Source organism: Micrococcus sp. SL257 (genome assembly GCF_026625585.1).
GTDB classification, from domain to species: Bacteria; Actinomycetota; Actinomycetes; order Actinomycetales; family Micrococcaceae; genus Micrococcus; species Micrococcus luteus.
Window position 1 is genome coordinate 16,397 of the sequence record NZ_CP113053.1, and the last position, 26,328, is coordinate 42,724.

The 26,328-nt window shown below is 74.1% G+C and carries 22 protein-coding genes and 3 tRNA genes; 13 read left to right on the plus strand and 12 right to left on the minus strand.

Annotated elements, in window-relative coordinates; all coding sequences use genetic code 11:
- Positions 1-55: 55 nt before the first annotated feature.
- Positions 56-1,357, minus strand: coding sequence for a 2-C-methyl-D-erythritol 2,4-cyclodiphosphate synthase (ispF, locus tag OVA32_RS00055; RefSeq protein WP_185194651.1), 1,302 nt, complete (start codon positions 1,355-1,357; stop codon positions 56-58).
- Positions 1,358-1,487: 130 nt separating this feature from the next.
- Positions 1,488-1,970, minus strand: a complete 483-nt coding sequence (locus OVA32_RS00060; RefSeq protein WP_002858073.1) for a CarD family transcriptional regulator — start codon at positions 1,968-1,970, stop codon at positions 1,488-1,490.
- Between the two features lie 201 nt (positions 1,971-2,171).
- Here OVA32_RS00060 and OVA32_RS00065 point away from each other — a divergent pair, with 201 nt between their 5' ends.
- Positions 2,172-2,723 carry a hypothetical protein gene (locus OVA32_RS00065; protein ID WP_036384688.1) on the plus strand — a complete coding sequence of 184 codons (552 nt, stop codon included), beginning with the start codon at positions 2,172-2,174 and terminating at the stop codon, positions 2,721-2,723.
- A gap of 91 nt (positions 2,724-2,814) precedes the next feature.
- Here OVA32_RS00065 and OVA32_RS00070 read toward each other — a convergent pair whose 3' ends face one another.
- Together OVA32_RS00070 and OVA32_RS00075 are read right to left on the minus strand one after the other, a co-directional pair.
- Positions 2,815-3,495, minus strand: a complete 681-nt coding sequence (locus OVA32_RS00070; RefSeq protein ID WP_002858071.1) for a response regulator transcription factor — start codon at positions 3,493-3,495, stop codon at positions 2,815-2,817.
- Positions 3,492-4,721, minus strand: a complete 1,230-nt coding sequence (locus OVA32_RS00075) for a sensor histidine kinase (RefSeq protein WP_073117225.1) — start codon at positions 4,719-4,721, stop codon at positions 3,492-3,494. The genes OVA32_RS00070 and OVA32_RS00075 overlap by 4 nt, the downstream gene beginning before the upstream one ends.
- Before the next feature lie 163 nt (positions 4,722-4,884).
- On the opposite strand from OVA32_RS00075, the gene phoU reads away from it, so the two are divergent.
- Positions 4,885-5,553: a phosphate signaling complex protein PhoU gene (phoU, locus tag OVA32_RS00080; protein ID WP_036316039.1), complete on the plus strand. Its 669-nt coding sequence runs from the start codon at positions 4,885-4,887 to the stop codon at positions 5,551-5,553.
- Positions 5,554-5,615: 62 nt separating this feature from the next.
- On the opposite strand, the gene OVA32_RS00085 is transcribed toward phoU, so the two are convergent.
- On the minus strand, positions 5,616-6,374 hold the full coding sequence (locus OVA32_RS00085; RefSeq protein ID WP_073117224.1) for a phosphoglyceromutase: 759 nt from the start codon (positions 6,372-6,374) through the stop codon (positions 5,616-5,618).
- Positions 6,375-6,423: 49 nt separating this feature from the next.
- Between OVA32_RS00085 and OVA32_RS00090 the strand changes: the two genes are divergently transcribed.
- Positions 6,424-7,266, plus strand: coding sequence for a hypothetical protein (locus tag OVA32_RS00090; RefSeq protein ID WP_060974309.1), 843 nt, complete (start codon positions 6,424-6,426; stop codon positions 7,264-7,266).
- A gap of 25 nt (positions 7,267-7,291) precedes the next feature.
- Here the strand turns inward: OVA32_RS00090 and OVA32_RS00095 are convergent, their stop codons facing one another.
- The gene (locus OVA32_RS00095; protein WP_063189348.1) at positions 7,292-7,588 is read right to left on the minus strand and encodes a DUF2516 family protein; all 297 of its coding nucleotides are present in this window, start codon (positions 7,586-7,588) and stop codon (positions 7,292-7,294) included.
- Between the two features lie 81 nt (positions 7,589-7,669).
- Here OVA32_RS00095 and tmk point away from each other — a divergent pair, with 81 nt between their 5' ends.
- Both tmk and OVA32_RS00105 read left to right on the plus strand, forming a co-directional pair.
- Positions 7,670-8,329 (plus strand): dTMP kinase, encoded by a 660-nt coding sequence (gene tmk / locus OVA32_RS00100; RefSeq protein WP_073117222.1) that lies wholly within the window; start codon positions 7,670-7,672, stop codon positions 8,327-8,329.
- Entirely contained in the window at positions 8,326-9,516 is a 1,191-nt protein-coding gene (locus tag OVA32_RS00105; protein ID WP_063189346.1) for a DNA polymerase III subunit delta', read from the plus strand. Before tmk ends, OVA32_RS00105 begins: the two co-directional genes overlap by 4 nt.
- 29 nt (positions 9,517-9,545) lie before the next feature.
- Here the strand turns inward: OVA32_RS00105 and OVA32_RS00110 are convergent, their stop codons facing one another.
- A complete protein-coding gene (locus OVA32_RS00110) occupies positions 9,546-10,280 on the minus strand; it encodes an HAD family hydrolase (RefSeq protein WP_073117221.1) in 735 nt (244 codons plus the stop codon).
- A gap of 182 nt (positions 10,281-10,462) precedes the next feature.
- On the opposite strand from OVA32_RS00110, the gene OVA32_RS00115 reads away from it, so the two are divergent.
- Positions 10,463-10,536 (plus strand) — tRNA-Thr (locus tag OVA32_RS00115).
- A 74-nt stretch (positions 10,537-10,610) separates the two neighbouring features.
- Here the strand turns inward: OVA32_RS00115 and OVA32_RS00120 are convergent.
- Positions 10,611-11,060, minus strand: a complete 450-nt coding sequence (locus tag OVA32_RS00120) for a hypothetical protein (RefSeq protein ID WP_073117220.1) — start codon at positions 11,058-11,060, stop codon at positions 10,611-10,613.
- Positions 11,057-12,118: an NAD(P)H-quinone oxidoreductase gene (locus tag OVA32_RS00125; RefSeq protein ID WP_081097720.1), complete on the minus strand. Its 1,062-nt coding sequence runs from the start codon at positions 12,116-12,118 to the stop codon at positions 11,057-11,059. Before OVA32_RS00125 ends, OVA32_RS00120 begins: the two co-directional genes overlap by 4 nt.
- A 136-nt stretch (positions 12,119-12,254) precedes the next feature.
- Here OVA32_RS00125 and OVA32_RS00130 point away from each other — a divergent pair.
- From OVA32_RS00130 to OVA32_RS00140, 3 genes are all read left to right on the plus strand, one after another.
- Positions 12,255-12,342, plus strand: a tRNA-Ser gene (locus OVA32_RS00130).
- Positions 12,343-12,484: 142 nt separating this feature from the next.
- A complete protein-coding gene (locus OVA32_RS00135) occupies positions 12,485-14,749 on the plus strand; it encodes a bifunctional metallophosphatase/5'-nucleotidase (protein WP_134376976.1) in 2,265 nt (754 codons plus the stop codon).
- Between the two features lie 27 nt (positions 14,750-14,776).
- Positions 14,777-17,521 (plus strand): ExeM/NucH family extracellular endonuclease, encoded by a 2,745-nt coding sequence (locus OVA32_RS00140; RefSeq protein ID WP_182496703.1) that lies wholly within the window; start codon positions 14,777-14,779, stop codon positions 17,519-17,521.
- A gap of 84 nt (positions 17,522-17,605) precedes the next feature.
- Here the strand turns inward: OVA32_RS00140 and OVA32_RS00145 are convergent, their stop codons facing one another.
- Complete coding sequence (locus OVA32_RS00145; protein ID WP_060973962.1) at positions 17,606-19,561, minus strand: FAD/NAD(P)-binding protein; 1,956 nt, start codon at positions 19,559-19,561, stop codon at positions 17,606-17,608.
- A gap of 291 nt (positions 19,562-19,852) precedes the next feature.
- On the opposite strand from OVA32_RS00145, the gene OVA32_RS00150 reads away from it, so the two are divergent.
- Together OVA32_RS00150 and OVA32_RS00155 are read left to right on the plus strand one after the other, a co-directional pair.
- The gene (locus OVA32_RS00150; RefSeq protein WP_036383728.1) at positions 19,853-20,731 is read left to right on the plus strand and encodes a PRC and DUF2382 domain-containing protein; all 879 of its coding nucleotides are present in this window, start codon (positions 19,853-19,855) and stop codon (positions 20,729-20,731) included.
- A gap of 196 nt (positions 20,732-20,927) precedes the next feature.
- A tRNA-Ser gene (locus OVA32_RS00155) sits at positions 20,928-21,016 on the plus strand.
- Positions 21,017-21,096: 80 nt separating this feature from the next.
- Here the strand turns inward: OVA32_RS00155 and OVA32_RS00160 are convergent.
- Positions 21,097-21,948 carry a hypothetical protein gene (locus tag OVA32_RS00160; RefSeq protein WP_060973961.1) on the minus strand — a complete coding sequence of 284 codons (852 nt, stop codon included), beginning with the start codon at positions 21,946-21,948 and terminating at the stop codon, positions 21,097-21,099.
- Positions 21,949-22,143: 195 nt separating this feature from the next.
- Here OVA32_RS00160 and OVA32_RS00165 point away from each other — a divergent pair, with 195 nt between their 5' ends.
- Positions 22,144-23,508 carry a hypothetical protein gene (locus OVA32_RS00165; RefSeq protein ID WP_134376977.1) on the plus strand — a complete coding sequence of 455 codons (1,365 nt, stop codon included), beginning with the start codon at positions 22,144-22,146 and terminating at the stop codon, positions 23,506-23,508.
- A gap of 45 nt (positions 23,509-23,553) precedes the next feature.
- Here the strand turns inward: OVA32_RS00165 and OVA32_RS00170 are convergent, their stop codons facing one another.
- Entirely contained in the window at positions 23,554-24,705 is a 1,152-nt protein-coding gene (locus OVA32_RS00170) for an MFS transporter (protein WP_260843503.1), read from the minus strand.
- Between the two features lie 141 nt (positions 24,706-24,846).
- Here OVA32_RS00170 and OVA32_RS00175 point away from each other — a divergent pair, with 141 nt between their 5' ends.
- A complete protein-coding gene (locus tag OVA32_RS00175; RefSeq protein WP_060973572.1) occupies positions 24,847-26,322 on the plus strand; it encodes a phosphomannomutase/phosphoglucomutase in 1,476 nt (491 codons plus the stop codon).
- The last annotated feature ends 6 nt before the right edge of the window (positions 26,323-26,328 follow it).

Genomic DNA, 26,328 nt, shown 5'->3' on the forward strand with positions numbered 1-26,328 from the left:
GAGGGGCGGGGTCCTGACGGGGCTCTGCCAGCCTAGTCGGTGCGTCGGCGCGGGCTCAGGCCGCGGGGACGACGAGCGCGGTCGCGATCCCGACCAGCCCCTCCCTGCGCCCGATGAACCCCAGCCGGTCCGTGGTGGCGGCGGAGACGGACACGGGGGCCCCGCCGAGGGCGGCGGAGAGGGCGGCCTCCATCTCCGCGCGGCGCGTGCCCACCTTGGGCCGGGGTGCGACCACCTGGACCGCCACGTTCCCGACGGCGACGCCCGCCTCCGTCAGCAGGCGCAGCACCTCGCGGAGCATGTCCGCGCCGGAGGCGTCCGCCATCTCGGGCCGGTCGACGCCGAACACGGCGCCGAGGTCGCCGAGGCCGGCGGCGGAGAGCAGGGCGTTGCACGCCGCGTGGGCGGCCACGTCCCCGTCCGAGGTCGCGGCCACCCCCCGCTCGCCGGGCCAGTGGATGCCACCGAGCCACAGGGGCCGGGGGGCGTCCTCGGGTGCCCACGCGTGCACGTCGGTGCCGATCCCCACGCGCGGCAGGGGGGCGGGCGCGGCGGCGGGGCGGGCGGGCTGGTCCATGGGTGCCTCCTCCCGGGGGGCGCGGCGGGCGAGCTCGAGGCGGGCGAGGTCGAGGTCGGCGGGGGCGGTGACCTTGAACGCGGCCGGGTCGCCGGTCACCACCACGACCTCGTGCCCCGCGGCCTCCATGACCATCGCGTCGTCGGTGAGCGCCGCGGCGTCGAGCGTGGGGTCCGTGCGCACGGCCTCGTGGGCCGCCAGCAGGGTGTCCAGGTCGAAGCCCTGCGGCGTCTGGATCGCGCGCAGGCCGGCGCGGGCCGGCGTGGCCGCGACGACGTCGACGCCGCCCCGGCCGGGAGTGACCTGCTTGACGGTGTCCGTCAGCGGCAGGCCCGGGACCGCGGCGACCACGCCGGTCTCGAGCGCCGCCGTCACGGCCCCGAACACGCTCGGCGGGGTCAGCGCGCGGGCCGCGTCGTGGACGAGGACGCGGCGGGGCGCCCCCGCCGGGGCGAGGTCGGCCAGAGCGTAGGAGGCCGCGGCGAGCCCGGCGCGGACCGAGTCCGCGCGCTCGGCGCCGCCGGACACGCAGTGCACGGGCACGTCCAGTCGCGGACCGGCGTCGACCTCGGCGGCCACGCGGCCGGCGTCGGCCTCCGCCGGCGGGGTGAGCACCACGACGGCGTCCAGGGCGAGCCCGGCCGCGCGCGCGGTGGCGACGGAGGCCAGGCAGTGGTGCAGGAGGGTGCGGCCGTCCGCGAGGGGGGCGAGGGCCTTGGGCAGCCCGGCACCGAGGCGGGTGCCGGCGCCGGCGGCGGCGATCACGAGGGCGGTGGGCATGGCCTCATCCTAGGGAGCGCGCCGGTGTCCGTGGCCCGGGACCCCCGGCGGCGACGGCCGTGGCCGGGGACGAGACAGGGGAGGGGCCCGCGTCGTGGACGCGGGCCCCTCCCCTGCCGTGTGCTGCTCGTCAGCCCTCGAGCACCTTGTCCAGGCGGCCCTCGGCCTCCTCCTCGGTGACCTTCTTGGCCAGTGCCAGCTCGGACACGAGCACCTGGCGGGCCTTCGAGAGCATGCGCTTCTCGCCGGCGGACAGGCCGCGGTCCTGGTCGCGGCGCCACAGGTCGCGGACGACCTCGGCCACCTTGTTGACGTCGCCGCTGGCGAGCTTCTCCAGGTTGGCCTTGTAGCGGCGGGACCAGTTGGTCGGCTCCTCCACGTGCTCGGCGCGCAGGACCTCCATGACGTGCTCGAGCCCCTCCGCATCCACGACGTCACGCACGCCGACGAGGTCGACGTTCTCCGCAGGGACCTCGATGGTCAGGTCTCCCTGCGCCACCTTGAGCTTGAGGTACATCTTCTCCTCCCCCTTGATGGTGCGCATCTTGATCTCCTCGATCCGCGCAGCACCGTGGTGGGGGTAGACGACGGTCTCTCCGACCTCAAAAACCATGTTGTTGTGCCCCTTTCAGTCGTCTCATTCTATCATGCGGCCCCGTCATGCCGCGCGTGCCGTCACATCTTCGGCCTCCGGATGTGATAGTGGACGACCCCGTACCACAGGCCTGCCGGCGTCCCTGGATGCGGTAGCCTGACCTGGCAGGGCCCCTGCCTCGGGGCTCCTGAGCACGTCATCGCACCTGAGGAGACCTCTGTGAAGAACGCATCCCGGCCCGCCCGGCGCCACCTCGCCGCAGGTGCGCTGGCCGCGGTCGCCCTGCTGGGCGCCACCGGCTGCTCCGCCGTGAGCCCGATCGCCACCGCCATCCAGTACTCCCCCTCGGACGGCATCAACGGCCAGGAGCAGGACTTCCTGAGCTACCGCAACCTCGCCCTCGTCGGCGACGGCGAGTCGGGCCCCGCCCGCCTGATCGGCACCGTGGAGAACACCTCCGGCCAGGATCAGACCTACACCTTCCAGGCCGAGGGCGGCGGCTCCGCGACCCTGAAGGTCCCCGCCGGCGAGAGCCGCAAGCTCGAGGACGAGGCGAACACGACCGTCCTGGAGCGCGAGGGCGTGTGGGTCGGCGAGAACCTGCCCGTGACCGTCTCCGGCAACGGCGGCACCGCCGACCTGGCCGTCCCGCTGCTGAGCGCCACCCAGGAGCAGTACCGTGACCTGCTCCCCGAGGGAGTCGAGCCCTCGGAGGAGGATCTCGTCGGGCACCTCCACGAGGAGACCCACCACTACGGCGAGGAGCACTGACCTCCGCCGGGCCTGCGCCCGGCACGCCACGGCCCCGGCCCCACCGTGAGGTGGAGCCGGGGCCGTCGTCGTCCCGGGCGGAGCGCCCCGGTCAGGCCTCGAACTTGTAGCCCAGGCCGCGCACCGTGACGAGGTAGCGGGGGCTCGAGGGATCGGGCTCGATCTTGGAGCGCAGGCGCTTCACGTGCACGTCGAGGGTCTTGGTGTCCCCCACGTAGTCGGAGCCCCACACGCGGTCGATCAGCTGGCCGCGGGTGAGCACGCGCCCGGCGTTGCGCAGCAGCATCTCCAGCAGCTCGAACTCCTTGAGCGGCAGGGACACCTGCTCGCCGTCCACGGAGACGACGTGCCGCTCGACGTCCATGCGCACGGGGCCGGCGCTGATGGTCGCCGACATCGGCTCCTCCTGCTCCCCCTGACGGCGCAGCACGGCGCGGACGCGGGCCACCAGCTCACGCGAGGAGTACGGCTTGGTCACGTAGTCGTCCGCCCCGAGCTCGAGGCCGACGACCTTGTCGATCTCCGAGTCCTTCGCGGTCAGCATGATCACGGGGACGTTGGAGCGCTGGCGCACCTGACGGCACACCTCGGTGCCGGACATCCCCGGGAGCATCAGGTCCAGGAGGATCAGGTCCGCGCTGTCGCGCTCGAAGACGCTCAGCGCCTCGTTGCCGTCGGCGGCGACGGTGACCTCGAACCCCTCCTTCTCCAGGAGGTAGGACAGGGGGTCGCTGAACGACTCCTCGTCCTCCACGATCAGAATGCGGCTCATGCGCTCGTCTCCTTCCGGGTCGGGGGTGCGGCCGAGGCGGTCACCCGGTGACCGCGCCGCTCGGTGACGTGGGCGGCGCCCGGCGCGCCGTCGACGGCGACACTGTCCCCCCACTCGGGCAGTCGGATGGTGAAGGTCGACCCGCGGCCCGGCTGGGACCAGAGGGTGACCTCCCCTCCGTGGTTGATGACGACGTGCTTGACGATGCTCAGCCCCAGGCCCGTGCCGCCCGTCTGACGCGACCGCGCCGCGTCCACGCGGTAGAAGCGTTCGAAGACCCGCTCCTGCTCCTCCGGGCTGATGCCGATGCCCTGGTCCGTGACGGTGACCTGGGCGAGCCCGTCCACGGAGCTCAGGCCGATGCCCACCGTGGTGCCCTCCGGGGAGTAGCGCACCGCGTTGTCCACCAGGTTGCGCACCGCGGTCATCAGCTGGTCCTGGTCCCCGTGCACCACCGCGTCCACGCGGCCGCCCACGCGCAGCGCGATGCCGCGGTCCTCGGCGGTCAGGCGCAGGCGGTCCACGGCGTCGGCGACGACGGCGTTGAGGTCCACGGGCCCCCCGTCCTGGACCACGTCCTTGGCCTGCAGCCGGGAAAACTCGATGATGTCCTGCACGAGGGCCGAGAGCCGGCGGGACTCGACGCCCAGGCGTGCGGCGAAGCGACGCACCGCCTCCTCGTCCTCCGCGGCGTCGCCGATGGCCTCGGAGAGCAGGGAGATGGCGCCCACCGGCGTCTTGAGCTCGTGCGAGACGTTGACGACGAAGTCGTGGCGCATGGCCTCGGTGCGGGTCACGTCCGTGCGGTCGTCGGCGAGGATCAGGATGTACTCCTCGTCCAGCGGGGCCACGCGCAGCTCGACGACGAGGCTCGACTGCCCGAGGGGTCCTCGGGGCAGCTCCATGCGGCGCTCGACGATGACGCCGTCGGCCCGCACGGTCCGCGTGAGCTCCCGCAGCTGGTCCTGGACGAGCGAGTGCCCCCGCACGAGGCCCAGGGCGTAGGCCGCGGGGTTCGCGCGCACCACGCCGTCGACGTCGTCCACCACCGCGTACGCGCGGCCGACCACGGAGAGGACCTCGGCGGCGCCCGGGGCGAGGGTGGGCTCGCCGACCGTCAGGTCCACCGTCCGCGAGCGCTCGGACGCCCGGAAGGCCAGCATGGAGGCCACTCCGGTGAACAGTCCGACCGCTCCGCACAGCAGGCCGATGATGACGGGATCCACGGCACCAGACTAGCCTCTGGCGGCCCGGAGACGGGCTGCCCCGGCCCCGCCAGACGCCGGACGATCGGCGTTCATGGGCCGTTCATCTTGCTCTGCCAGGGTGGACCGTTGCCCCGGGGAGTCGGGGTCGGCGGCGCACGGGCGTCGCCGGGGAGAGGAGACCATGCGCGAGCTCTACCGAGCCGACCTCGAACGGCTGGGCCGCGACCTGACCGAGATCGCCCGCCTCGTGCACCGCGCCATGATGGACGCGCAGGCCGCCCTCGAGGCGGCCGACGTGCACGGCGCCGAACGGGTCATCTCGGAGGACGCGCGGATCGACCAGCTGCAGGAGTCCCTCGACGAGCAGGCCGTGCGCATCCTGGCGCTGCAGGCGCCCGTGGCCACGGACCTGCGCACCGTCGTCGCCACGCTGCGGATGAGCTCCTCGCTCGAGCGCATGGGCGACCTCGCCCGCCACGTGGCCCAGCTGACCCGGCTGCGCTACCCCGAGCACGTCATCCCGGAACAGGTCCGGACCGTGATCACCGCGATGTGCGACGCCGCCGTGGAGGTGGCCGAGGAGGTCGTCCTGCTGCTCGAGACCCAGGACCTGGCGCACGGGGACCGGATCGACGCCCTCAACGAGGACGTCAACGCGTTGCACCTGTCCGTCTTCCGCGCGATCGCCGCCCCGGACTGGAGCGCGACGCCGGCCACCACCACGGACGTCACGCTGGCCTCGCGCTACCTCGAGCGGTTCACGGACCACGGCCTGTCCGTGGCCGCCAAGGTGCGCTACCTCGTCACGGGCGAGTGGGCGACCCACCGCCCGGACGCCACCGGCTCCTGACCGTCCCCGACGCCACGGGCCGGGCCCCCAGGCGGGGTCCCGGCCCGTCGTCGTCGGCCGCGTCAGTGCGCGGAGCCCTGCGCGGCCACGGCGGCGGCGCCGGCCGCGGCGGCCTCCGGGTCGAGGTAGCGGCCGTTCGCGGTGATCGGCTTGAAGTTCTGGTCCAGCTCGTAGACCAGCGGGATGCCCGTCGGGATGTTCAGGCCCGCGATGTCCTCGTCCGAGATGCCGTCCAGGTGCTTGACCAGGGCGCGCAGTGAGTTGCCGTGCGCGGCGATCAGCACGGTCTTGCCGGCCTTGAGGTCGGGCAGGACCTGCTCCTCCCAGTAGGGCAGCAGGCGGTCGATGACCTGCTTGAGGGCCTCGGTGCGGGGGGCGTCCTTGCCCAGATCCGCGTAGCGCTCGTCGCCGACCTGGGAGAACTCGGAGTCGTCGTCCAGGGCGGGCGGCGGGGTGTCGAAGGACCGGCGCCAGACCATGAACTGCTCCTCGCCGAACTCCTCCTTCACCTGGGCCTTGTCCTTGCCCTGGAGGGCGCCGTAGTGGCGCTCGTTCAGGCGCCAGCTGCGCTTGACCGGGATCCACTGGCGGTCCGCGGCCTCGAGGGCCAGGTTGGCCGTGGTGATGGCGCGCTTGAGCAGGGACGTGTGGACCACGTCCGGGCGGATGCCCTCCGCCGCCAGCAGCTCACCGCCGCGGGCGGCCTCGGCGCGCCCCTTCTCGGTCAGCGGGACGTCCACCCAGCCGGTGAACAGGTTCTTCTCGTTCCATTCGCTCTGACCGTGCCGCAGCAGGACCAGCGTGTACGTGGTGTTCGCCATGTCACCATCCTAGGCGGACCCGTCCCGCCGCTCCCCTACGCTGGAGCCCATGGTGGAGAAGGCCCGGCGGCTGCGCGCGCGCACGACGCCCGGCCCAGTCCCGGCACGGGGCCCGCAGGGCCACATCACCCGCGGCACGACGGCGGCGCAGCGGATGCGCCGGGTGGACCGCTGGCTCACGGACGTGCACGGCCCCCTGCTGCGGCGCACTCCCCGCCCGCTGGCCGTGGACCTGGGCTTCGGCGCGGAGCCGGTGACCGCCGTCGAGATGGCCCAGCGGCTGCGCGTGCAGAACCCGGCCCTCGAGCTGGTGGGCCTCGAGATCGACCCCGCTCGGGTGGCCCGGGCGCGGGAGCGGGCCGGCGGCCTGCCGGGGGTCACCTGGGCGGTCGGCGGCTTCGAGCTGCCCGTGCCGCGGCCGCCCACCGTGGTGCGCGCGTTCAACGTGCTGCGCCAGTACCGGGAGGAGGACGTGCCCGCGATCTGGTCCCTGCTGTGCGCGGGGCTCGCCGACGACGGCGTCCTCGTGGAGGGCACCTGCTCCGAGGACGGCCGGCGGGCGGCCTGGGTGGACCTGCGTCGGGACGGGCCCGCGAGCCTGACCGTGGCCCTCCGGCTGGGGTCCTTCGCCCGCCCCTCGGACGTGGCGGCGCGCCTGCCGAAGGTCCTCATCCACCGGCACGTACCCGGCGAGCCCGTCCATCGGCTCCTGGCGGAGGCCGACGCCGCGTGGGCCGCGCACGCCCCGCTCGCGGCCTACGGGACGCGGCAGCGGTGGCTGGCGACGGTCGGCACGCTCCGCGCGGCGGGCTGGCCCGTGCTGGGCGGCCCGCACCAGTGGCGGCGCGGGGAGCTGAGCGTGCGCTGGGCGGCGGTGGCGCCGTCGTCATGAGGGCGGCGCCGACGGCGCGGGACCCTCAGCGGCGCAGGGCCGGGCCCATGTCCTGGCGGGGGCCGGCGAGGTAGACGCACGCCACGCACGCGGCCACGAGGCCGAACATGCCCATCCCGCCGCCCGCGAGCACGCCGAGGAGCCCGACGACGGCGGCGACGCCGGTGAGGATCAGCCAGAAGCTCCTGTCCCGGCCCCCGATGCGGGCGAAGTCGTCGGGGCGGCGCCGGACGACGTCCACCAGCGCCCAGACCTCGAGCACGAGCGCGGCGATCGCCAGGACGCGGAACAGCCAGTGGTCGACGAGCAGGGCGAAGTGCATGGGGGCGCTCATGCCGGTCAGTCTAGGCGGTCGGCCCGGCCGGGTTCCCTCCCCGTCCGGGGCGGCGTCTAGGCTCGAGGCGTGAGCACCCAGACCGAACATCGCGGCCTGTTCGTCGCCGTCGAGGGACCAGACGGATCCGGCAAGTCCACCCAGGCCCGCGCCCTGACCGAGGCCCTGCGCGCCGCGGGCCACGAGGTGGTGCTCACGCGCGAGCCCGGCGGCTCGGACCTGGGCGAGACGCTGCGGGAGCTGCTGCTGGACCCCGGGCACGCCCCCGTGGACCCCCGCACCGAGGCGCTGCTGTTCGCCGCGGCCCGGTCCGCCCACGCCGTCCGCACGCTGCGCCCCGCGCTGGCCCGGGGCGCCGTCGTCGTCACGGACCGGTATGTGGACTCGTCCGTCGCCTACCAGGGCGCGGCGCGCGGGCTGGGCGAGGCGCGGATCGCCGCCCTGAACGAGTGGGCCACGGACGGCCTCGTCCCCGATCTGACGGTGCTGATCGACGTGGACGCGGCCACCGCCGCGGACCGGCGTGACCGCCGCGCGGCGGGGGGCGAGGGCAGCCCCGACCGCATGGAGCGGGAGACGGCGGACCGGCACGAGGCCCTGCGCGCCGCCTTCCTCGCGCGCGCGGCGGCCGCGCCCGAGCGGTACCTCGTGCTCGACGGCGCGCTGCCGCCGCAGGAGCTCACCGCCCGCGCGCTGGCCCGCGTCACCGCCCAGGCGGCCGACCGATGACGGCCCCCGCCCCCGCCGTGTTCGCGGACCTCGCGGGCCAGGAGGCCGCGGTGGCCCAGCTGCGCCGCGCCGCGGCCGAGGACCGTCCCACCCACGCCTGGATGTTCACGGGCCCGCCCGGCTCCGGCCGGTCGACGGCGGCGCGTGCGTTCGCCGCGGCCCTGCAGTGCGAGGTCGCAGACCCGGCGGCGCGCGGCTGCGGCGAGTGCCACGCGTGCCGCACCGTCCTCGGCGGCACCCACCCGGACGTGACCGTGTTGGCCACCGAGGCGGTGAGCTATCGGATCGAGGACGTCCGCGCCCTCGTGGAGGCCGGCCAGTCCACCCCCGCCACCGGGCGCTGGCGGATCTTCCTCATGGAGGACGCGGACCGCATGACGGAGCGCGCCACGAACGTGCTGCTCAAGGCCATCGAGGAGCCGCCGGCCCGCACGATCTGGATGCTGTGCGCCCCGTCCCCCGCGGACGTGCTCCCCACCGTCCGCTCCCGCTGCCGGCTGATCACGCTGAGCATCCCCGCCGTGGAGCAGGTGGCGGAGCTGCTGCACCGCCGCGACGGGCTGGACCGCGAGACGGCGCTCACCACCGCCCGGATCTCCCAGTCGCACGTGGGCATGGCCCGCCGCCTCGCGCGGGACCCGGAGGCCCTCGAACGCCGCGAGCGCATCCTCTCCCTGCCGCTCCAGGCCACCGCCGTCTCCGACGCGATGGCCCTGGCCGCCACGTTGGCCGAGGTGTCCAAGGCCGAGGCCGAGTCCGCCGCCGAAGCCCGGGACGCCGAGGAGCTCGAGGCACTGCGCCGCTCCCTGGGCCTCGAGCCCGGCGAGCCCGTCCCGCCCAAGCTCCGCCACCACGTCAAACGGCTCGAGGAGGACCAGACCCGCCGGCGGCGCCGCGCCGTCCGGGACTCGCTGGACCGGGCCATGATCGACGTCATGGGCCTGTTCCGGGACGTGCTGCGCGTGCAGCTGGGGGCCGACGGCGAGCTCATCAACGAGCACCGTCGGGACGAGATCGAGGCGTACGCCCGCGGCGCCGCCGGCGACTCGGCCGAGGTGCTCGCCCGGATCGACGCCGTCACCACGGCCCGCGAGCGCATCGCCGCCAACGTGCCGGAGCAGCTGGCCCTCGAAGCCATGATGCTGGCCCTGCTGCCCCGCCGGGTGCGCACCCCGCGACGTCGCTGAGCGGCCGCGCGGGGCGGGCCGGCGCCGGCTCAGCGGGTGCGGACCACCAGGTCCGGCACGTCGGCCAGGCCCGGCACCACCCGGTCCGCGCCCGCCGCCAGCAGGACGTCGTCCGCGTCGCGACCCGTGCGCACGCCGACCACGAGTCCGGCCCCCGCGCGGCGCCCGGCCGTCATGTCCTCCGCGGTGTCCCCGACCACGAGGACGCTGCGGACGTCGTCGAGGTCGAGACCGAGCAGGGCGGTGAGGATCATGTCCGGGTAGGGGACGCCGCGGCCGGCGTCGTCCGGGGAGAGGCTCAGATCCGCCAGGCCCATCCACCCCAGCGACTCGAGGATCATGTTCTGGGTGTGGCGGGCGTAGCCGGTGCAGAGGCACACGTGGAGGCCGAGGGCGCGCAGGCGGACGAGCGCCTCCTCCGCGCCCGGGACGGCCTGGACGCCGTGCTGGCCCAACAGCGCGTCGAAGGTCGCCTCGAACGTGCGGGTCGCCGCCGCGGCCACCGCCCGGTCGGCGAACACGCGGGGGAACACGGCCGTGCGCGAGGTGGGCCGGAGCGCGCGGAACCGCCGCGCGGCGTCGTCGTGCTCCGGCGTGCCCGCCGGGACGCCGTGCTGGTCCAACGTGCGGGCGAACGCCGTGTCCTGGAGCCCGTGCTCCACGATGGACGTGCCGGACATGTCCACCACGGCCAGGCGGAGGGGCACGGCTGACGAGGCCGCGGCAGGGGGTGCCGGGGTGCGAGGGGCGTGGGGCAGGCTCATGCGTCTCCCGTCGACGGTGTGTGCCCACCAGGGAACCGTCCCCGTCTGGCCGCGGCATGGCCTGGGGGTGAACGCCCGCAGAAGGGGCGGGCCACACTCGGTGGCCCGCGCGCCCAGCCGTGCGGTGGAATCGGGGCCGCGAAACCGGTATGCTCGTCAGCCGTGGCCGTTCACGGTCACGTGCCTCCTTAGCTCAGCTGGCCAGAGCAGCTCCCTCGTAAAGAGCAGGTCGCCGGTTCGAATCCGGCAGGGGGCTCCCCCGGGCCCCGCCGCGTGATCACGCGGCGGGGTCCTCTCGTCTCCGGGCCGGCCCTCCGGGGCGCGCCGCCGTCAGAGCCTGGCTCCCAGCTCCTCCGCCCGGTCCAGGTGGCCGAGGGTGCGTTCGGCGTGCCGGCCGACCGACTCCGCCGAACCCTGACCGAGCCGGTACAGGGCGAGGGCCTGGGCGGTCGCGGCCAGCTCGTGCGCGGCGCGGGAGAGCTCACGGTGGACGTCGGCGGCCTCGGCCGGGATGTGCTCGCCGTCGCCCTCGTGGTCCCGGTGCAGGCGGACGCACAGGGCGCGGACCGCGGGGAGCCGTTCCGTGAGGACGTTGCCGGCGTGGACCACGCCGTTGCGCTCCTCGGGGCTCAGCACGTCCGTGCCCCGCTGGCCCTCCAGCACCTGCCAGTAGCGGTCCAGGGCCCGGCCGAGTCGGTCGTGGGCACGGCGCCACAGCCCCGTGCCGAGCTCGCGGTCGTCGGCACGCTCCTGACGGAAGCGTGCGAAGGGCCCCCTCATGCGCGGTCGCCGGACGGCCGGCGCGCGTCGGCGGGGTCGGTGACGAGCACGACCTTGCCCGTGCGGGTGGCGGAGTCGAACCAGTCGAACGCCTCGGCGGCCTCGGCGAGCGGGAAGCACGCCCCGACGCTCGCGTCGATGCGGCCCGCCGCCACCAGGGGCCACACGGCACGTTCGGCCGCGGCCACGATCCCGGCCTTGTCCACGACCGAGCGGGAGCGGAGCGTCGCCCCCGTGAGCCAGCCGCGCTTGACCACCAGCTTCATGATGTTGAAGTCCTCCGGGACGGCGCCGCCCTGGACCGCGAGCGTCACGATGCGTCCCTCGGGGGCGAGCGCGGACACGTTGGGCGCCAGGTACGGGGCGCCGACGACGTCGAGGATGACGTCCGCGCCGTGGCCGTCCGTGACCTCCTTGACCCACGGGGCGAAGGCACCGGACTCGGCGGCGCGGTGGTCGAACATGTGCTCGGCGCCCAGCCGCCGACCGAGCGCCACCTTCTCCGGGCCGCCGGCGGTGCCCAGCACCCGTGCACCGAGCGCGGCGAGGAACTGGACGGCGAAGGAGCCGATGCCGCCGGTGGCGCCGTGCACGAGCACCCGGTCCCCGGCCTGCACGCCCGCACGGCCCACGAGCGCCGAGTGCACCGTGCAGGCGACCTCCGGCAGGGCCGCCGCCTCGACGAGGCCGACGCCGTCGGGGACGGCCATGAGCTGGCCCGCCGGCACGGCGACGTACTCGGCGAAGCCCCCGCCGGCCAGGAGAGCGCACACCCGGTCACCGACGGCGAAGCGCCCCTCCCCCGGCATCCCGGCCTCGGGTCCCAGCGCCGCCACGGTGCCGGAGACCTCGAGCCCGGGGATCTCGGAGGCGCCGCGCGGCGGCGGATAGCGGCCCTCGCGCTGCGCGATGTCCGCGCGGTTGAGACCCGCGGCGGCCACGTGCACCAGCACCTCGCCCGGGCCGGGGTCCGGCACGGGCTCGTGGCCCACGCGGACGACGCCGTTGTCGCCGGCACCGGTGAATCGCACGGCGCGCATCTGTGCGGGGACGTCCATGGGGGTCTCCTCCTCTGGTCGGGGGTCGAGGGTCCATCCTCGCGCGCGGGGGCCGGACTCGCCACCGGTCGCCCGCCGGGCCACGGGCTAGAGTGGGTCCTCGACGCGGCGGCCCACGCCGTCGCGGTCAGGCCCGGGATGGTTGTCCGAGCGGCCGAAGGAGCCGGTCTTGAAAACCGGTGCGCGGTGACCCCGTGCCGAGGGTTCGAATCCCTCACCATCCGCGTGCACACGACGAGAGGCGGCGGGCCGGACGGCCCGCCGCCTCTCGTTCACCTGGAGGCCACCTGGATGTGATGGACTCCGCGCGTCACCCCGCCGTCCACCGGCGGCGCACCTCTGTCATCACGCATCCCGGGGAGAGCCATGCCCAGCCTGTTCCGCCGCCGTGCCGTCACCACGGCCGCCTGCACCGTCCTCGTCCTCGCGCCCGCGAGTGCGGCGCCCGCCCTCGCCGTCGAGACGGCCGCCGCGGACGAGACCACCATCTCGATCCTGTCCTTCAACGACTTCCACGGCGCGCTGTCCGGGGACTACATCGGCACGCAGTTCGCGGACACCGTGGAGGACTACCGCACCGCGTTCGAGGCCGAGCACGGCGCCGGCTCCACGCTGCTGACCAGCGCCGGCGACCTGATCGGCGGCTCGAAGTCCGTGTCCAACGTGCAGCAGGACAACCCGACGATCGACGTGATGAACGCGCTCGGCCTGGCCTCGCTGACCGCCGGCAACCACGAGTTCGACAAGGGCCTGGACGACCTGCAGGGCCGCGTGGAGTCCCGGGCCCAGTTCCCGGTGCTCTCCGCCAACCTGGTGGACCCGACGAGCAAGGAGCCCGTCCTCACCTCGCACGCCGTCTTCGACGTCGACGGCGTGCGCGTCGCCGTCATCGGCGCCTCCCCCAACGAGCTGTACGCGACCACCACCGGCGCGGGTCTGAAGGGCAACGAGGTCCTCGACGAGGTCGCCGCCGTGAACGCGGTCGCCGACGAGCTGGCGGCCCAGGACGCCGCCGACGTGATCGTGGCCTCGTACCACGACGGTGCCGCCGGTGCGGGCGAGCTGGCCGCCGAGCGGGCGGCCCGGGCCGAGTTCGACCGGATCGTCGGCGAGACCTCCTCCGCCGTGGACGTCATCTTCAACGCCCACACCCACCAGCTCTACCAGTACGACACCACGGCCGGCGGCGCCCACCGCCCCGTGATCCAGGCGGGCGCCTCCGGCAGCCACCTGGCCGCCGTCGAGCTGACCGTGGGCGCCGACGGCGAGGTCACCGGGCTCACCCCGCGCCTGCTGACCCGGTCCACGCAGGCCCCCGCCGAGGCCGCCGCGGAATCCCCCGTCACCGCCCAGGTGTACGCGATCGAGCAGGAGGCCGTCGCGGTCTTCGAGGACCTGCAGGGCGAGGTCGTGGCCGACCTGTCCGCCTCCATCACCACCGACTACCAGAAGCTCATCGACGCCGGCGGCTCCTGGAAGGCCGGCGGCACGCGCGCCGCCGAGACCACCCTGGGCACCTGGGTGGGCGACGCCGTCAAGCACGCCGCCGAGCAGGCGAACCCCGAGGTGGACCTCGGCGTGACCAACCCCGGCGGCCTGCGCTCCGAGCTGCTGACGGACCGCTTCACCGACGGCGGCGCGTTCCCGGCCAAGCCGGCCGACCTCGTCGGTCGCCTCACCCTGGGCGAGCTGCTCGACATGGCGCCGTTCGGCAACACCATCACCTACTTCGACATCCCGGGCTCCTCCATCAAGCTGGCCCTCGAGGAGAACTGGCGGAACGACGTGCGCAAGTTCACCCTCGGCTGGTCCGAGGAGCTGACCTGGACCTACGACGAGTCCCGCCCGCAGGGGGACAAGGTGACCGGCGTGTGGATCGACGGCGAGCCGCTCCAGGCGGACCGCATGTACACGGTGGCCAGCCAGTCGTTCCTGGCCGACGACACCTGGACGACGCTCGGGGACCCGACCAAGGCCCCCGACGGCTACACCGCCTTCGCGACCGGCCGCCAGAACTTCGTGAACATGGGCCTGTTGGACTCCCAGGCGATCACGGACTACGCCCGCGCCCAGGACGCGGCCCACGGCGCCGTCGCCCCGGACTTCGGCAAGAACGGCGTGCCGGTCACCGACGCCCCCGCCTCGGTCGAGGCCGGGCAGGCCGTCGGCCTGACCCTCGGGGACCTCGTGGTGGACTCCGACGGCGCCCCCGCGGCGACCGCGGTCGACGTCGCCTTCCGCACGGCCGACGGCACCGAGACCGCCCTGGGCACCGTGGCCGTCCCCGCGGGCTCCGAGACCGTCACGCTCTCCGGGATCACCGCCCCCGCCGCGGCGGGCACGGGCGAGCTCGTGATGACCGTGCGCTACGCCGACGGCAGCACGACCGTGGTGCGCCATGCCCTCGAGGTCACCGCGGCCCCGTCCCCCACCGAGCCGGAGCAGCCCGCCCCGACCCACCCGGGCAAGGGTCATGGCAAGGGCCATGACAAGGGCGCCGACCACCCGGGCAAGGGCCGCGTGAAGGGCGAGGACCACCCGGGCAAGGGCCGCGGCGTGCAGCGCGGCGCCGCCACGCACCCCGTCTTCTCCGCCCATGCCTGGCTGACCGCCGCGGGCCTGCCGCGCTGACCCATCGAGAACGAGACCGAGGACGACATGACCCCCCTGCCCCGCTTCGCCGCGCGCACCGCGGTGACCACCGCCGCCCTGGCCCTGCTCGCCCCCGCCGTGGCCCTGCCCTCCCAGGCCAGCCCGGCCGGCGACTCCCTCGTCATCAACGAGGCATACACCAACGGCGGCTCCGCGAACGCCGTGTACACCCACAAGTTCGTGGAGCTCTACAACCCCACCGACCAGCCGATCAACCTCGACGGCTGGTCCCTGCAGTACCGCTCCGCCGCCGGCACGGCCGCGACCCAGGGCACGGTCGCGCTGTCCGGCACGGTGCCCGCGAAGGGCCACTTCCTGGTCTCTGGCGGCTCCAACGGCACCGCGGGCGCGGCCCTGCCGCAGGCAGACCTCGTGGCCGGCGGGGCGTTCAACCCCGCGGGCACCAAGGGCACGATCGTGCTCGCGCGCCAGGCGGGCACCGTGACGGACCTGCCGGTCGGCTCCGTGGTGACCGGCCAGGTGCCGGGCGTCGCGGACGTGCTCGGCTACGGAGCCACGAACACCTTCGAAACAGCGGCTGCCGGCGCCCCCTCGGCCAACTCGGACCCGAAGTCCCTCACCCGCACGAACGGCGTGGACACGGACGACAACAGCGCCGACTTCACCGTCACCGACCAGGTCACCCCGACCAACGCCGCCGCCACCGGCGGCGAGCCGACCCCGGAGCCCGAGCCGCAGCCGACCCCGGCCGAGCGGATCACCATCGCCCAGCTCCAGGGCACCGGCACGGCCACCCCGTACGCCGGGCGCCAGGTGACCACCACCGGCGTCGTCACCGCCGTGTACTCCACGGGCGGCTACGACGGCTACTACATCCAGACCGCCGGCACCGGCGGCGACACCCCCGACGCCACCCCGGGCGCCTCCGACGGCGTGTTCGTGTACTCGCCGGACACGGTCGGCTCCGTGACGCTCGGCGACCACGTCCAGGTCACGGGCGAAGCGGCCGAGCACTACGGCCTCACGCAGATCAAGGTCGCCGCCGGCGGCGTGCTGCCGGTCGCCGAGCCCGGCGCCGTGGCCCCCACGCCGGTGGAGTTCCCGCTGGAGGAGGCCGACCGTGAGGCGCTCGAGGGCATGGTCCTCGCCCCGCAGGGCGACTGGACGGTCACGGACAACTACTCCCTCAACCAGTACGGCTCCCTCGGCATCGTCCCCGGCACCACGCCGCTGGACAACCCGACGTCCGTGGCTCGGCCCGGCGCCGAGGCCCAGGCCGTCGCGGCCGCCAACGCGCAGCAGCTGATCGTGCTCGACGACGGGGCCACCACGAACTTCATGCGCTCGCCGGGCAACCAGAATCCGCTGCCGTACCTGGACGCGGACCAGCCGGTGCGCGTGGGCGCGGGCCTGGAGTTCACCACCGGAGTCATCCTCGACTGGCGCTTCGACGCGTGGTCCTTCCAGCCGCTGGGCCACCTCACCGATGCCACGGCGGCCGCCGTCCAGCCCGTGACGATCGAGGACACCCGCCCGGCCGAGGCCGCCCCCGAGGCGGTCGGCGGCAACGTCACCGTCGGCAGCTTCAACGTGCTCAACTACTTCACGACCCTGGGTCAGGACGTGGCCGGCTGCAGCGCCTACCGCGACCGCGCCGGCAACCCCGTCACCACGAACGGCTGCCTGCCGCGCGGCGCCTACACCTCCGAGGCGTTCGCCCGCCAGCAGGAGAAGATCGCGGCCGCGATCAACGGCCTCGGCACCTCGGTGGTCGCGCTCGAGGAGATCGAGAACTCCGAGAAGTTCGGCCTCGACCGGGACCACGCGCTGGCCCACCTCGTGGAGGCCCTCAACGCGCAGGCCGGCGAGCAGCGCTGGGCCTACGTGGCCTCCCCGGCCACCCGTCCCGCGCTCGCGGACGAGGACGTCATCCGCTCCGCGTTCATCTACCAGCCGGCCGAGGTCACCCCGGTGGGCGAGTCGGTGATCCTGGACGACCAGACGAACTTCGACAACGCCCGCGAGCCGATGGCCCAGCTGTTCCGCGCCGCCGACGGCACGTCCGAGGGGGCGGCCGGCACCGACTTCGTGGCGATCACCAACCACTTCAAGTCCAAGGGCGGCTCGGGTGCGACCGGGGACAACGTGGACGCGGGCGACGGCCAGGGCGCGTACAACGCGGACCGCGTGGGCCAGGCCGAGGCCCTCGTGGCCTTCGCCGAGCGCATGAAGGCCGAGACCGGCACCGACCGCGTCCTGCTGATGGGCGACTTCAACGCCTACGAGAAGGAGGACCCGATCCGCGTGCTCGAGGCGGCCGGGTACCTCTCGCAGGGCGCGCTCACGGGCGAGTACTCGTACGCGTTCGGCGGCGCCGTCGGCAGCCTGGACGGGATCTACGCCTCGCCGTCGGCGGCGACGGCGATCACCGGCCAGGACATCTGGATGATCAACGCGAACGAATCCGTGGCACTGGAGTACTCGCGCCACAACTACGTGGCCGAGGACCTGTACTCCGCGGACCAGTGGCGGTCCTCGGACCACAACCCGATCCTGGTGGGCCTCCAGCTCGACGCGCCCGTGACCGAGCCGACCCCGGAGCCGGAGCCCTCCCCGGGCGAGACCTGCGACGGCGTGACCGATCCGCGCGGCGTGCCGGGCAAGCCCGCGAACTCCGTGCGCGAGTGGCTGCGCTGCGTCGGCGCGACCCCGGGTCACGGCGGCGACCACCCGGGCAAGGGCCACGGCCCGGAGCACCCCGGCAAGGGCCGCGGGCCGGTCCGTCCCTGACGGGACGCGGGGCGCCGCACCCGGCATGACGACGGCGGGGCCGTCCGGGAGCAACCCGGACGGCCCCGCCGTCGTCGTGGGGGCTCAGCCGGCGAGCACGGCCGTCGCGGCGGCGTCGGCGTCGGCGAGGAAGAGGGCACGTCCGGCCGGATCGGCCCCGGCCTCGGCCGCGATCGCGGTGCCCCACTGCACGCCCGAGAGCTGCAGGCCCAGCACGAACACGTCCGCGTGGACCGTGCCGTCCGCGGCCCGCAGCCGGTACGGGCGGGCCGTGACGTCGAAGCCGGTGGCGGGCACGCGCACACCCTCCTCGTCCTCCCACGTCCCGGCCGCGGCGACGCCGTCCGCCAGCATCTGACGGACCAGCGGGGAGGCGGCGGCCTGCACGCGGTTGGGCGGCATCATCGCCTCCACCAGCCAGGCCCCCTCGACGACGGCGGGCCCCAGCGAGTCCTGCGCTCCCACCTGGGGGCTGTGGGCGGTGAATGCGTGTTCCTCGGCCTCGACCACGGGCGCGGGGCCGGCCCAGGTGAGCAGGCCGGCCCGGTGCACCGCGAGCATCTGCTCGACGCGCCACAGGGGCGGCCCGGAGGCGAGGCCCTCGACCAGCGGCTCGAACCAGCCCTGGACGTCCCGGATGCGGGAGGCCTCGGCGATCCGGCCCTCGGCGATCCACGCCTTGATCCGCAGTCGGCCGGCATGGAGCGCGCCGACGGCCATCATGAACGGGGACTCCTCCCCGAGGGCGGCCTCCACGCAGGCCTGCTCCATGAGGTCCGCGACGGCCCGCTGATAGTCCTCGTGGGAGGCGAACACGGCGTCCTCGAACGGGGACCCATAGGCCAGGATGTCGAGGAAGCGGCGGCCGGGGGCGTACCGCTGGAGGAGCTCCTCGGCGTGCGCGGAGGTCACGGGGGCGCCGCGGCCGGCCTCCTCGAGCTGGCCGACGAGCTCCCCGAGGAACCGGCGCGCCTCGACGGGCCCGCCGAGGATCTCGGGCTGGGCCCGGACGAGCGTGGCGTAGTAGTGCCGGACCACGTCGCGGTGCAGCAGCGGCCAGAGGTGCTCGGCGAGGTCCAGGGCCCCGTGCCGGGCGGCGAGGGCGTCCACGGCGGCGTCGGAGAGGTAGCTGAGGGTGACGCCGCGGGGCACGAAGGCGTCCACCTCCGCCTTGGGCAGGTACGGGATGCCGCGGCGGGACATCAGGTGCAGGCGCGGCTCGTCCCCCGACGGCTCGTACCGCAGGGCCCGGCCGGGTCCGTCGCCGGTGCGGCGGTACACCCCGCCCCGGCCCTGGGTGAGCTGGGCCAGCAGGTCGAACGCGTTCAGGCCCATGCCCCGCACGAGGACGTCCGCCCCGGCCTCCACGGTCTCCCAGTCCACGTCCGAGGGGATCTGCGGGCCCTGGTAGTGCAGCTCGTCCCGGCCCCGCGCGGCGGCGGCCATCCGGTTCTGGCCGGGGCTGAGCTCCGCCGGCTGATGGCCCAGGCAGAGCACGACGGCGTCCGCGTCGAGCGCGGAGACCGCACCGTCGGCGTCCCGCAGCTCCAGGCGGGCGCCGCCGTCGGGCCGGGGGTGCAGGGCGGTGGCCTCCGCGCGGTGCTCGACGACCTCGACGACCTCGGGGCGGGCGCGCAGCCCCGCGACGACGTCCTTGTACAGGTGCCGGAGGTAGCGCCCGTAGACCGCTCGGGCCGGGTACTGGTGGCGGCGCACGCCGAGGCTGGCCTCCGGGTGCACGCGACGCCACTGGTCGAAGGTCTGGGCGGCGGTGGAGGGGCGCAGACCGGGGTTGTCGGCGGCGCACGCGGTCGGGAAGAACGCGGGGGTGTTCATGAGGTACAGCTCGGACTGGTCCGTGCGCCACACCCGCCCTGGCCCGGGCGGATAGGGGTCCACGACGTCGATGCGCAGCCGCCGGGGGTGTGCGTCCGGGGCCGCGCCCTCGAGTCGGGCGAGGATCCGCTCCAGCAGCATGACGCCGCGGGGGCCGGCTCCCACCACTGCGAGGCGGCGCTCGGCCACCAGGGGCTCGGACATGGGGCCTCCACTCTCCTCGGGATCGTTTTCACGCCTGCGGCGCGCGTATTCCACACAATATCGGTGGCCGTCAAGGGTCGCGGACCGCATGCGCCACACTCCCACCGATCCCCCAGGATCCACAGCAGGCCCGGACGAAGAATCCGCGGAATCATGCGGATCACACCGAGATTCTGGGAGAAGTCTGGGAATTGGGAATCTGGGGGGCCGATGGTTGACGCCACTCGGGCCCATGGGGAATTGTGAATGAGCGTAAGGCAACAAAACACCAATTCAGAAGGAGAATTCCTCATGGACCGCAACGCTCTCGACCAGCTGCAGAACTCCACCGTCTTCGCCACCGACGGCGACAAGATCGGCTCCGTCGGTCAGGTCTACCTCGACGACGTCACCAACGAGCCCACCTTCGTCACGGTGAAGACCGGCCTGTTCGGCGCCCGCGAGACCTTCGTGCCGCTGCAGCAGGCCCAGACCACCGCCGACGGCATCACGGTGCCCTTCGAGAAGTCCTTCGTGAAGGACGCCCCGAACGTGGACGCGGACGGCTCGCTGACCCCCGAGGAGGAGCAGCGCATCTACGAGTACTACTCCATGGAGTACTCCGCCGCGGATCACGACGGCGACGTGCGTCGTGACGACGTGCGCACCGACGCCGGCGCCGCCGGCGTGGCCGGCACCGCGGGTGTGGCCGGCGTGGCCGACCGCCGCGACGAGGCCGTCGTGGACGGCGACCGCCGCGACGTGGCCGATCGTGACCGCCGCGAGGTGACCGACGCCGACTCCGTCGTCGTCAAGGACGAGCACCTGAACGTCGGCACCGAGCGCCGCGCCTCCGGCCGCGTCCGTCTGCGCAAGCAGGCCTACACCACCACCGAGACCGTCGAGGTGCCCGTCACCCGCGAGGAGGTCGTGGTGGAGCGCGAGTCCGTCGACCCGAACTCCGCCGAGGCCCGCACCGCCGGCCGCGACGGCGACGTCGAGGTCACCACCTACGAGGAGACCCCGGTCGTCAACAAGACCGTGGACGCCGAGAAGGTCTCCCTGGGCAAGCGCCAGGTGCAGGACACCGAGACGGTGACCGAGGAGGTCCGCCACGAGGACGTCAAGGTCGACGGCGACGCCACCGATCGCGACCTCGACGGCCGCAACGACCGCAAGGATCGCATCTGATCTGAACGGACGCGTCGGCCTCAGGCCGGACGGCTGACAGATCACGCGGGGCCCCGGATCCATGGATCCGGGGCCCCGCTCGTGCGCGATGGTGATCCGTCCGTGAGCACGCCGCTCCTTTGCCCTGCCCTGGCCTGGCGCGCTAAACTGAACCGGTCTGACCGCGCGTCGCCCCGTGCGAGGCGCGCCGGATGGAGGAGACGTGCCAGAGCGGCCGAATGGACTTCACTGCTAATGAAGGGCTCGACGAAAGTTGGGCCGGGGGTTCAAATCCCCCCGTCTCCGCGAGAGAGGGCCGGAATCCACGCGATTCCGGCCCTCTTCGCGTCTGCGCGCGGCGACCTGACATGCCGACCGGCCGGTGACTAGCCCTCCCCGCGGCGCTCCCGCATGCGGCGCAGCAGCTCGTACGCCTCCGGGACGGAGAGCTCCGAGTGGCTGGACAGCTGGACGGCGGCGGACTCGAGGTTGCCGTCCCGCACCATGGCGGAGAGCTGGTCGCGCAGCCACGGCGGCAGGTCCTGCGAGGAGAGGCGGACGGAGTCCGTCCCCCGCATCACCTCGACCTCGAAGGGGAGCTCCTCCTCGGCGGGGGCGGCGGTCCACTCGGCCGGGACGGTCAGGGTGGTCAGCTCATCGGCGGGCGTCGCCGTCGGACGCGGCGCAGCTGAGGCGTGGTCGGTGTCCTGCTGGGCGTCGTCCTCGGCCACGGCGTCAGAGGGCTCGCGATCGGGCGTCTGGGCGTCCGGCTCCCCCCGCCCGCTCGAATCCTGTCCGGGCCGCTTCGGCCCGGGGGTCTCGGCCGGGGCCGCATCGTCCCGGTGGGGCTCCCCATGGTCGTCGGGAACGGGCCCCGCGACTCCGGCGGACGTGGCGTCCGGTTCCTGCACCGGCTCGGAGTAGACCTGCGGATGCACGGCGAGGGACTGCACGTCCATGACGGCGTCCTTCAGGCCGCGTCCCGTGTGGGCGCGGTAGTCGCGCACGGCCTCCATCACACGGCTCTGGGCGATGTGCCCGTACACGCGCCGATGGGCGTCCTCGTCCAGCAGCCCCGCCGCCAGACGCGCCCGCTCCGGTCCGATGTCCAGCCCGCGACCGGACGGCGTGCGCTGATCCGCCGCCTGACGCGCTCGACCAGCCGACATCCACCGGGCGGCGGCGAACGCGAGGGCGCCGATGACGACCACCGCGAGGACAGGGACGAGATATTCCATGCCTCCAGTCTAGGTGTGGCCCGCGAGGGCCATGCCGGCGGCCGCGGCGCCACATCACAACCTGGTCACAGTTCTGCCAGGGCTCCAGAGCCACCGAGGGCCTCGCCTACGGTAGAAAATGGAGTTCTCCGTGTCTGGTCACGGCGGCCATGGAGGAGACACTCCGCCCGCCACTCGACCGAGCCAGGAGACCGCATGTCCTTCCCCCGCCCGTCCGCCCGCACCGTCGACACCCCCTCGCCCCGGCGACGCCGCTGGTGGGGGACGTCGGTGGCGCTCGCCCTCGTGCTGGCCGGCTGTGCCGCCCCGCAGGGGGACGAGGGGACGGCGGCCGGGTCCTCCGGCGCCACGGACGCGGCCGTCTCGTCGCCCGCATCTGCGGACGGATCCGAGGCCTCGTCGTCACAGGGACGGTCCTCGGATGCGGCCTCCTCGCAGGCTGCGTCGTCGTTCGGTGAGGGCTCGCCGTCGGCCGCCGCAGACCCCGCGGACCCCGCGCTCCCCCTGGCCGCCCGCTCCCACGAGGGCGTGCCGATGCGGGCCTTCACGGCGGAGGAGCGCCCGCCGCAGTTCGTCCTCTTCTCCTTCGACGGCGGCCGTCAGGACGCGCGCTGGAAGACCTTCCTGGACGCGGCCGCGGACTCCGACGCGAAGTTCACGGTGTTCCAGTCCGCGATCAACCTCATCGAGACCGCCAACCGGGAGAACTACACGGCACCCGGCAACGAGCCCGGCTACGTGGGCACGGAGTTCGGCGGCGACGAGGCCGAGGTGGCGCAGCGCATCGAGAACATCAACACGGCCCACGCCGCCGGCCACGAGATCGGCACCCACTACGCGGGTCACCTGTGCGCGCCCACGAGGTACGGCGCAGACCAGTGGTCCACGGCCGAATGGAAGCAGGAGTACGGCTCGTTCACGGACATCCTCTCCGACCCCGGCGCCTACAACCCGGGCAGCTCCCTGCCGGCGCTGGAGGTCACCCCCGACGACGTCAAGGGCGGACGTCTGCCCTGCCTCGACGGGGAGTGGGACCAGCTCGTCCCGATGTGGAAGGACAACGGACTCGAGTACGACACGTCGCGTGCCGCGGCCGCCTCCGGCGTCGCCTGGCCCTACCAGGAGGACGGGATCTGGGAGTTCGAGATGCCGATGACCTGGTCCCCCGTGCTCGCCGAGAAGGACGCGGCCAGCCCGTTCGTGATGGCGATGGACTACAACTTCTGGATCTCCGGCAACGGCGGCAAGGACATCCCGGAGGACGTCTCCCGACTCACCGACTTCCAGTACCGCACCTACCGCTACATGTACGACTCGGCGTTCGTGGGCAACCGCGCCCCGCTGGTCTTCGGCAACCACTTCAACGACTGGGGTCTCAACGCGTTCAACCCGGCTGTGGAGAAGGTCATGCGGGAGGTCTGCGTCGAGGAGGACACCTACTGCGTGACCTACCAGCAGATGATCGCGTGGCTCGAGCTGCAGGACCCGGAGGTCCTCGCCGCCTGGCGCGACCAGGCCCGGTCCGCCACCGGCACGGATGCCGAGGCCCTCAGCTGGTGACCCGCGGGTCGACCCGCTCACACCCGCCCCCACGACGGCCCCGGCTCAGCGCGCCGGGGCCGTCCCGCGTCCGCGCAGCACGACGACGGCGCTCGCCAGGGCGGTCAGCACCAGGGCCAGGACCATCAGCACCGTCCCCGGCCACCCATGGGACTCGTGGAACACGCCGCCCAGCCAGCCGAAGAGGCTCGAGCCGGCGTAGTACGCGAAGTTGTACAGGGAGGTCGACTGGGCGCGGCCCGTGGGGGCGGCCGTCCCGGACCACGCGGAGGCCACGGCGTGGGCGGCGAAGAACGCGCCCGTCACGAGCACGAGGGCGGGCACCAGCACCGCCGGATGCGGGACCGACGTGAGGGCGACGCCCGCCGCCATGGCCGCCGTCGCGCCGGCCAGGACGGGCAGCCGGCCCACCCGCGCGGCCAGCCGACCCGCGCGCGGCGACGACCACGTGCCCGCGAGATAGGCGAGGAAGACGAGGCCGGCCGCCGTCGGCGTCCAGGAGAACGGCGGGTCGAGCAGGCGGTATCCCACGAAGTTGTACAGCGCCACGAACCCACCCATCAGCAGCGCCCCCTGCAGGTAGACGACGACGAGCTCCGGCGAGCTCAGGTGACCGCGCACGATGCGCACGAGCGCCGCCGCGGAGGTGGGCGACGGCGTGAAACGTCGGGCACGCGGGGTGATCGCCAGGAAGCCGACCGTGCACAGCACACCGACCACGGTGACGGCCAGCATGCCGCCGCGCCACGAGGACGCCTCCGCGACGGGCAGGGCGAGGAGCCGGCCGGAGAGACCGCCGAGGGTGGTGCCGGCGATGTAGGTGCCGGCGGCCGCCGCGACCGCGTGCGGGGCCACCTCCTCCGCCAGCAGCGCCACGGCGAGTCCCGCGACGCCCCCGTGCGCCATGCCCTCGAGCAGGCGCAGGCCGAGCATGGCCTCGAACGTGGGCGCGAGGACGCCCGTGAGCGCGCACGCACTGGCGGAGACCATCGAGACCACCATGGCGCGTCGGCGGCCCCACCGGTCCCCGGCCACGGACCACGGCACCACCGACACGGCGAGGCCGAGTGTGCTGGCGGAGACGAGCAGGGCGGCACGGTCCGCGGGGACGCCCAGGTCGTCGCTGACGAGCGGCAGCAGGCCCTGCGGGGAGTAGAGCTGGGCGAACGTGGCCACCCCCGCCAGGAACAGCCCGATCAGCAGCCTGCGGTACGCGGGCTCCCCGGGAGCGGCCGGCGCGGGTCCCGACGGCGGGACGGCCGGGGGCCCCGCGCTCGGGGGCGGAGTGGTCGGGGGCACGCCCTCACTGTATCCAGGCTGTCCACTACGATCGGTCGGGTGACTACCTCGACCCCCTCCCTCGACCTGCACGACTCCTTCAAGGCGTACGACGTCCGCGGCATCGTGGGCGAATCCATCACGGCGGAGAGCGTCCGCGCGGTGGGCGCGGCCTTCGTGGACGTGCTGGGCCTGGCCGGTCAGACCGTGCTGGTCGGCGGGGACATGCGCCCCTCCTCGCCCGCGTTCATGACGGCCTTCGCCGAGGGTGCCACGCGCCGCGGCGCCGACGTCGTCACCCTGGGGCTGATCTCCACGGACATGCTCTACTACGCGGCGGGCGTGAAGCAGGCCTCGGGCGTGGTGTTCACCGCCTCGCACAACCCGGCCGAGTACAACGGCATGAAGATGGCCCAGGCCGGCGCCGTGCCGGTCTCCTCGGACACCGGGCTGTTCGAGATCCGCGACGCGGCCCAGGCCTACCTCGACGCCGGTGAGATCCCCGCGGCCGAGACCACCGGCACCGTGACGGAGGAGGACATCCTCCCCGGCTACGCCGCATACCTGCGCTCGCTCGTGGACCTGACGGGGGTGCGCCGCCTGAAGGTCGTGGTGGACGCGGGCAACGGCATGGCGGGCAAGACCACCCCGGCCGTCCTCGGCGACGCCGAGCTGGCCGCCCTGCCGCTGGAGATCGAGCCGCTCTACTTCGAGCTGGACGGCACCTTCCCGAACCACCCGGCCAATCCTCTGGAGCCGGAGAACCTGCGGGACCTGCAGGCCGCCGTCGTGGAGCACGGTGCGGACATCGGCCTGGCCTTCGACGGCGACGCCGACCGCTGCTTCGTGATCGACGAGCAGGGCGCTCCGGTCTCCCCCTCCGCGGTCACCGCCCTGGTGGCCCGCCGCGAGATCGCCCGCGCGAAGGCCGACGGCGAGCAGACCCCCGTGGTCATCCACAACCTGATCACCTCCCGCGCCGTCCCCGAGCTCGTGGCGGCCGACGGGGGCCGGGCCGTGGAGACCCGCGTGGGCCACTCCTTCATCAAGGCGGTCATGGCCGCCGAGTCCGCCGTGTTCGGGGGCGAGCACTCCGCGCACTACTACTTCCGCGACTTCTTCAACGCGGACACCGGCATGCTCGCGGCCATGCACGTGCTGGCGGCCCTGGGCGGCCAGGAGCAGCCGCTGTCCGAGCTGGCCGAGGAGTACGAGCCGTACGTGGCCTCCGGCGAGATCAACTCGCAGGTCGAGGACAAGGACGCCGCCGTGGCCGCGGTGGTGGCGCAGTTCGCCCCCGCCGTGGGCGAGGGCGTCGGCGAGGGCCAGGCCGTGCACGAGGACTTCGCCGGGGTGGCCACCACGGTGACCCGCATGGACGGCACCACGGTCGCCGCCCAGGACGGCACGTGGTGGTTCAACCTCCGCCCGTCCAACACGGAGCCGTTCCTGCGCTACAACGGCGAGGCCCGCACGGCCGCCACCATGGAGGCACTCCGCGACGCCGTGCTGGCGATCGTCCGCGCGGAGCGCTGACCGCGG

Coding starts and splice junctions, on each gene's coding strand:
- ispF (WP_185194651.1), bottom strand. CDS start 1,357: ATGCCCACCGCCCTCGTGATCGCCGCCGCCGGCGCCGGCACCCGCCTC.
- OVA32_RS00060 (WP_002858073.1), bottom strand. CDS start 1,970: ATGGTTTTTGAGGTCGGAGAGACCGTCGTCTACCCCCACCACGGTGCT.
- OVA32_RS00070 (WP_002858071.1), bottom strand. CDS start 3,495: ATGAGCCGCATTCTGATCGTGGAGGACGAGGAGTCGTTCAGCGACCCC.
- phoU (WP_036316039.1), top strand. CDS start 4,885: ATGCGCGAGCTCTACCGAGCCGACCTCGAACGGCTGGGCCGCGACCTG.
- OVA32_RS00085 (WP_073117224.1), bottom strand. CDS start 6,374: ATGGCGAACACCACGTACACGCTGGTCCTGCTGCGGCACGGTCAGAGC.
- OVA32_RS00090 (WP_060974309.1), top strand. CDS start 6,424: ATGGTGGAGAAGGCCCGGCGGCTGCGCGCGCGCACGACGCCCGGCCCA.
- OVA32_RS00095 (WP_063189348.1), bottom strand. CDS start 7,588: ATGCACTTCGCCCTGCTCGTCGACCACTGGCTGTTCCGCGTCCTGGCG.
- OVA32_RS00105 (WP_063189346.1), top strand. CDS start 8,326: ATGACGGCCCCCGCCCCCGCCGTGTTCGCGGACCTCGCGGGCCAGGAG.
- OVA32_RS00110 (WP_073117221.1), bottom strand. CDS start 10,280: ATGAGCCTGCCCCACGCCCCTCGCACCCCGGCACCCCCTGCCGCGGCC.
- OVA32_RS00120 (WP_073117220.1), bottom strand. CDS start 11,060: ATGAGGGGGCCCTTCGCACGCTTCCGTCAGGAGCGTGCCGACGACCGC.
- OVA32_RS00125 (WP_081097720.1), bottom strand. CDS start 12,118: ATGGACGTCCCCGCACAGATGCGCGCCGTGCGATTCACCGGTGCCGGC.
- OVA32_RS00135 (WP_134376976.1), top strand. CDS start 12,485: ATGCCCAGCCTGTTCCGCCGCCGTGCCGTCACCACGGCCGCCTGCACC.
- OVA32_RS00140 (WP_182496703.1), top strand. CDS start 14,777: ATGACCCCCCTGCCCCGCTTCGCCGCGCGCACCGCGGTGACCACCGCC.
- OVA32_RS00145 (WP_060973962.1), bottom strand. CDS start 19,561: ATGTCCGAGCCCCTGGTGGCCGAGCGCCGCCTCGCAGTGGTGGGAGCC.
- OVA32_RS00150 (WP_036383728.1), top strand. CDS start 19,853: ATGGACCGCAACGCTCTCGACCAGCTGCAGAACTCCACCGTCTTCGCC.
- OVA32_RS00160 (WP_060973961.1), bottom strand. CDS start 21,948: ATGGAATATCTCGTCCCTGTCCTCGCGGTGGTCGTCATCGGCGCCCTC.
- OVA32_RS00165 (WP_134376977.1), top strand. CDS start 22,144: ATGTCCTTCCCCCGCCCGTCCGCCCGCACCGTCGACACCCCCTCGCCC.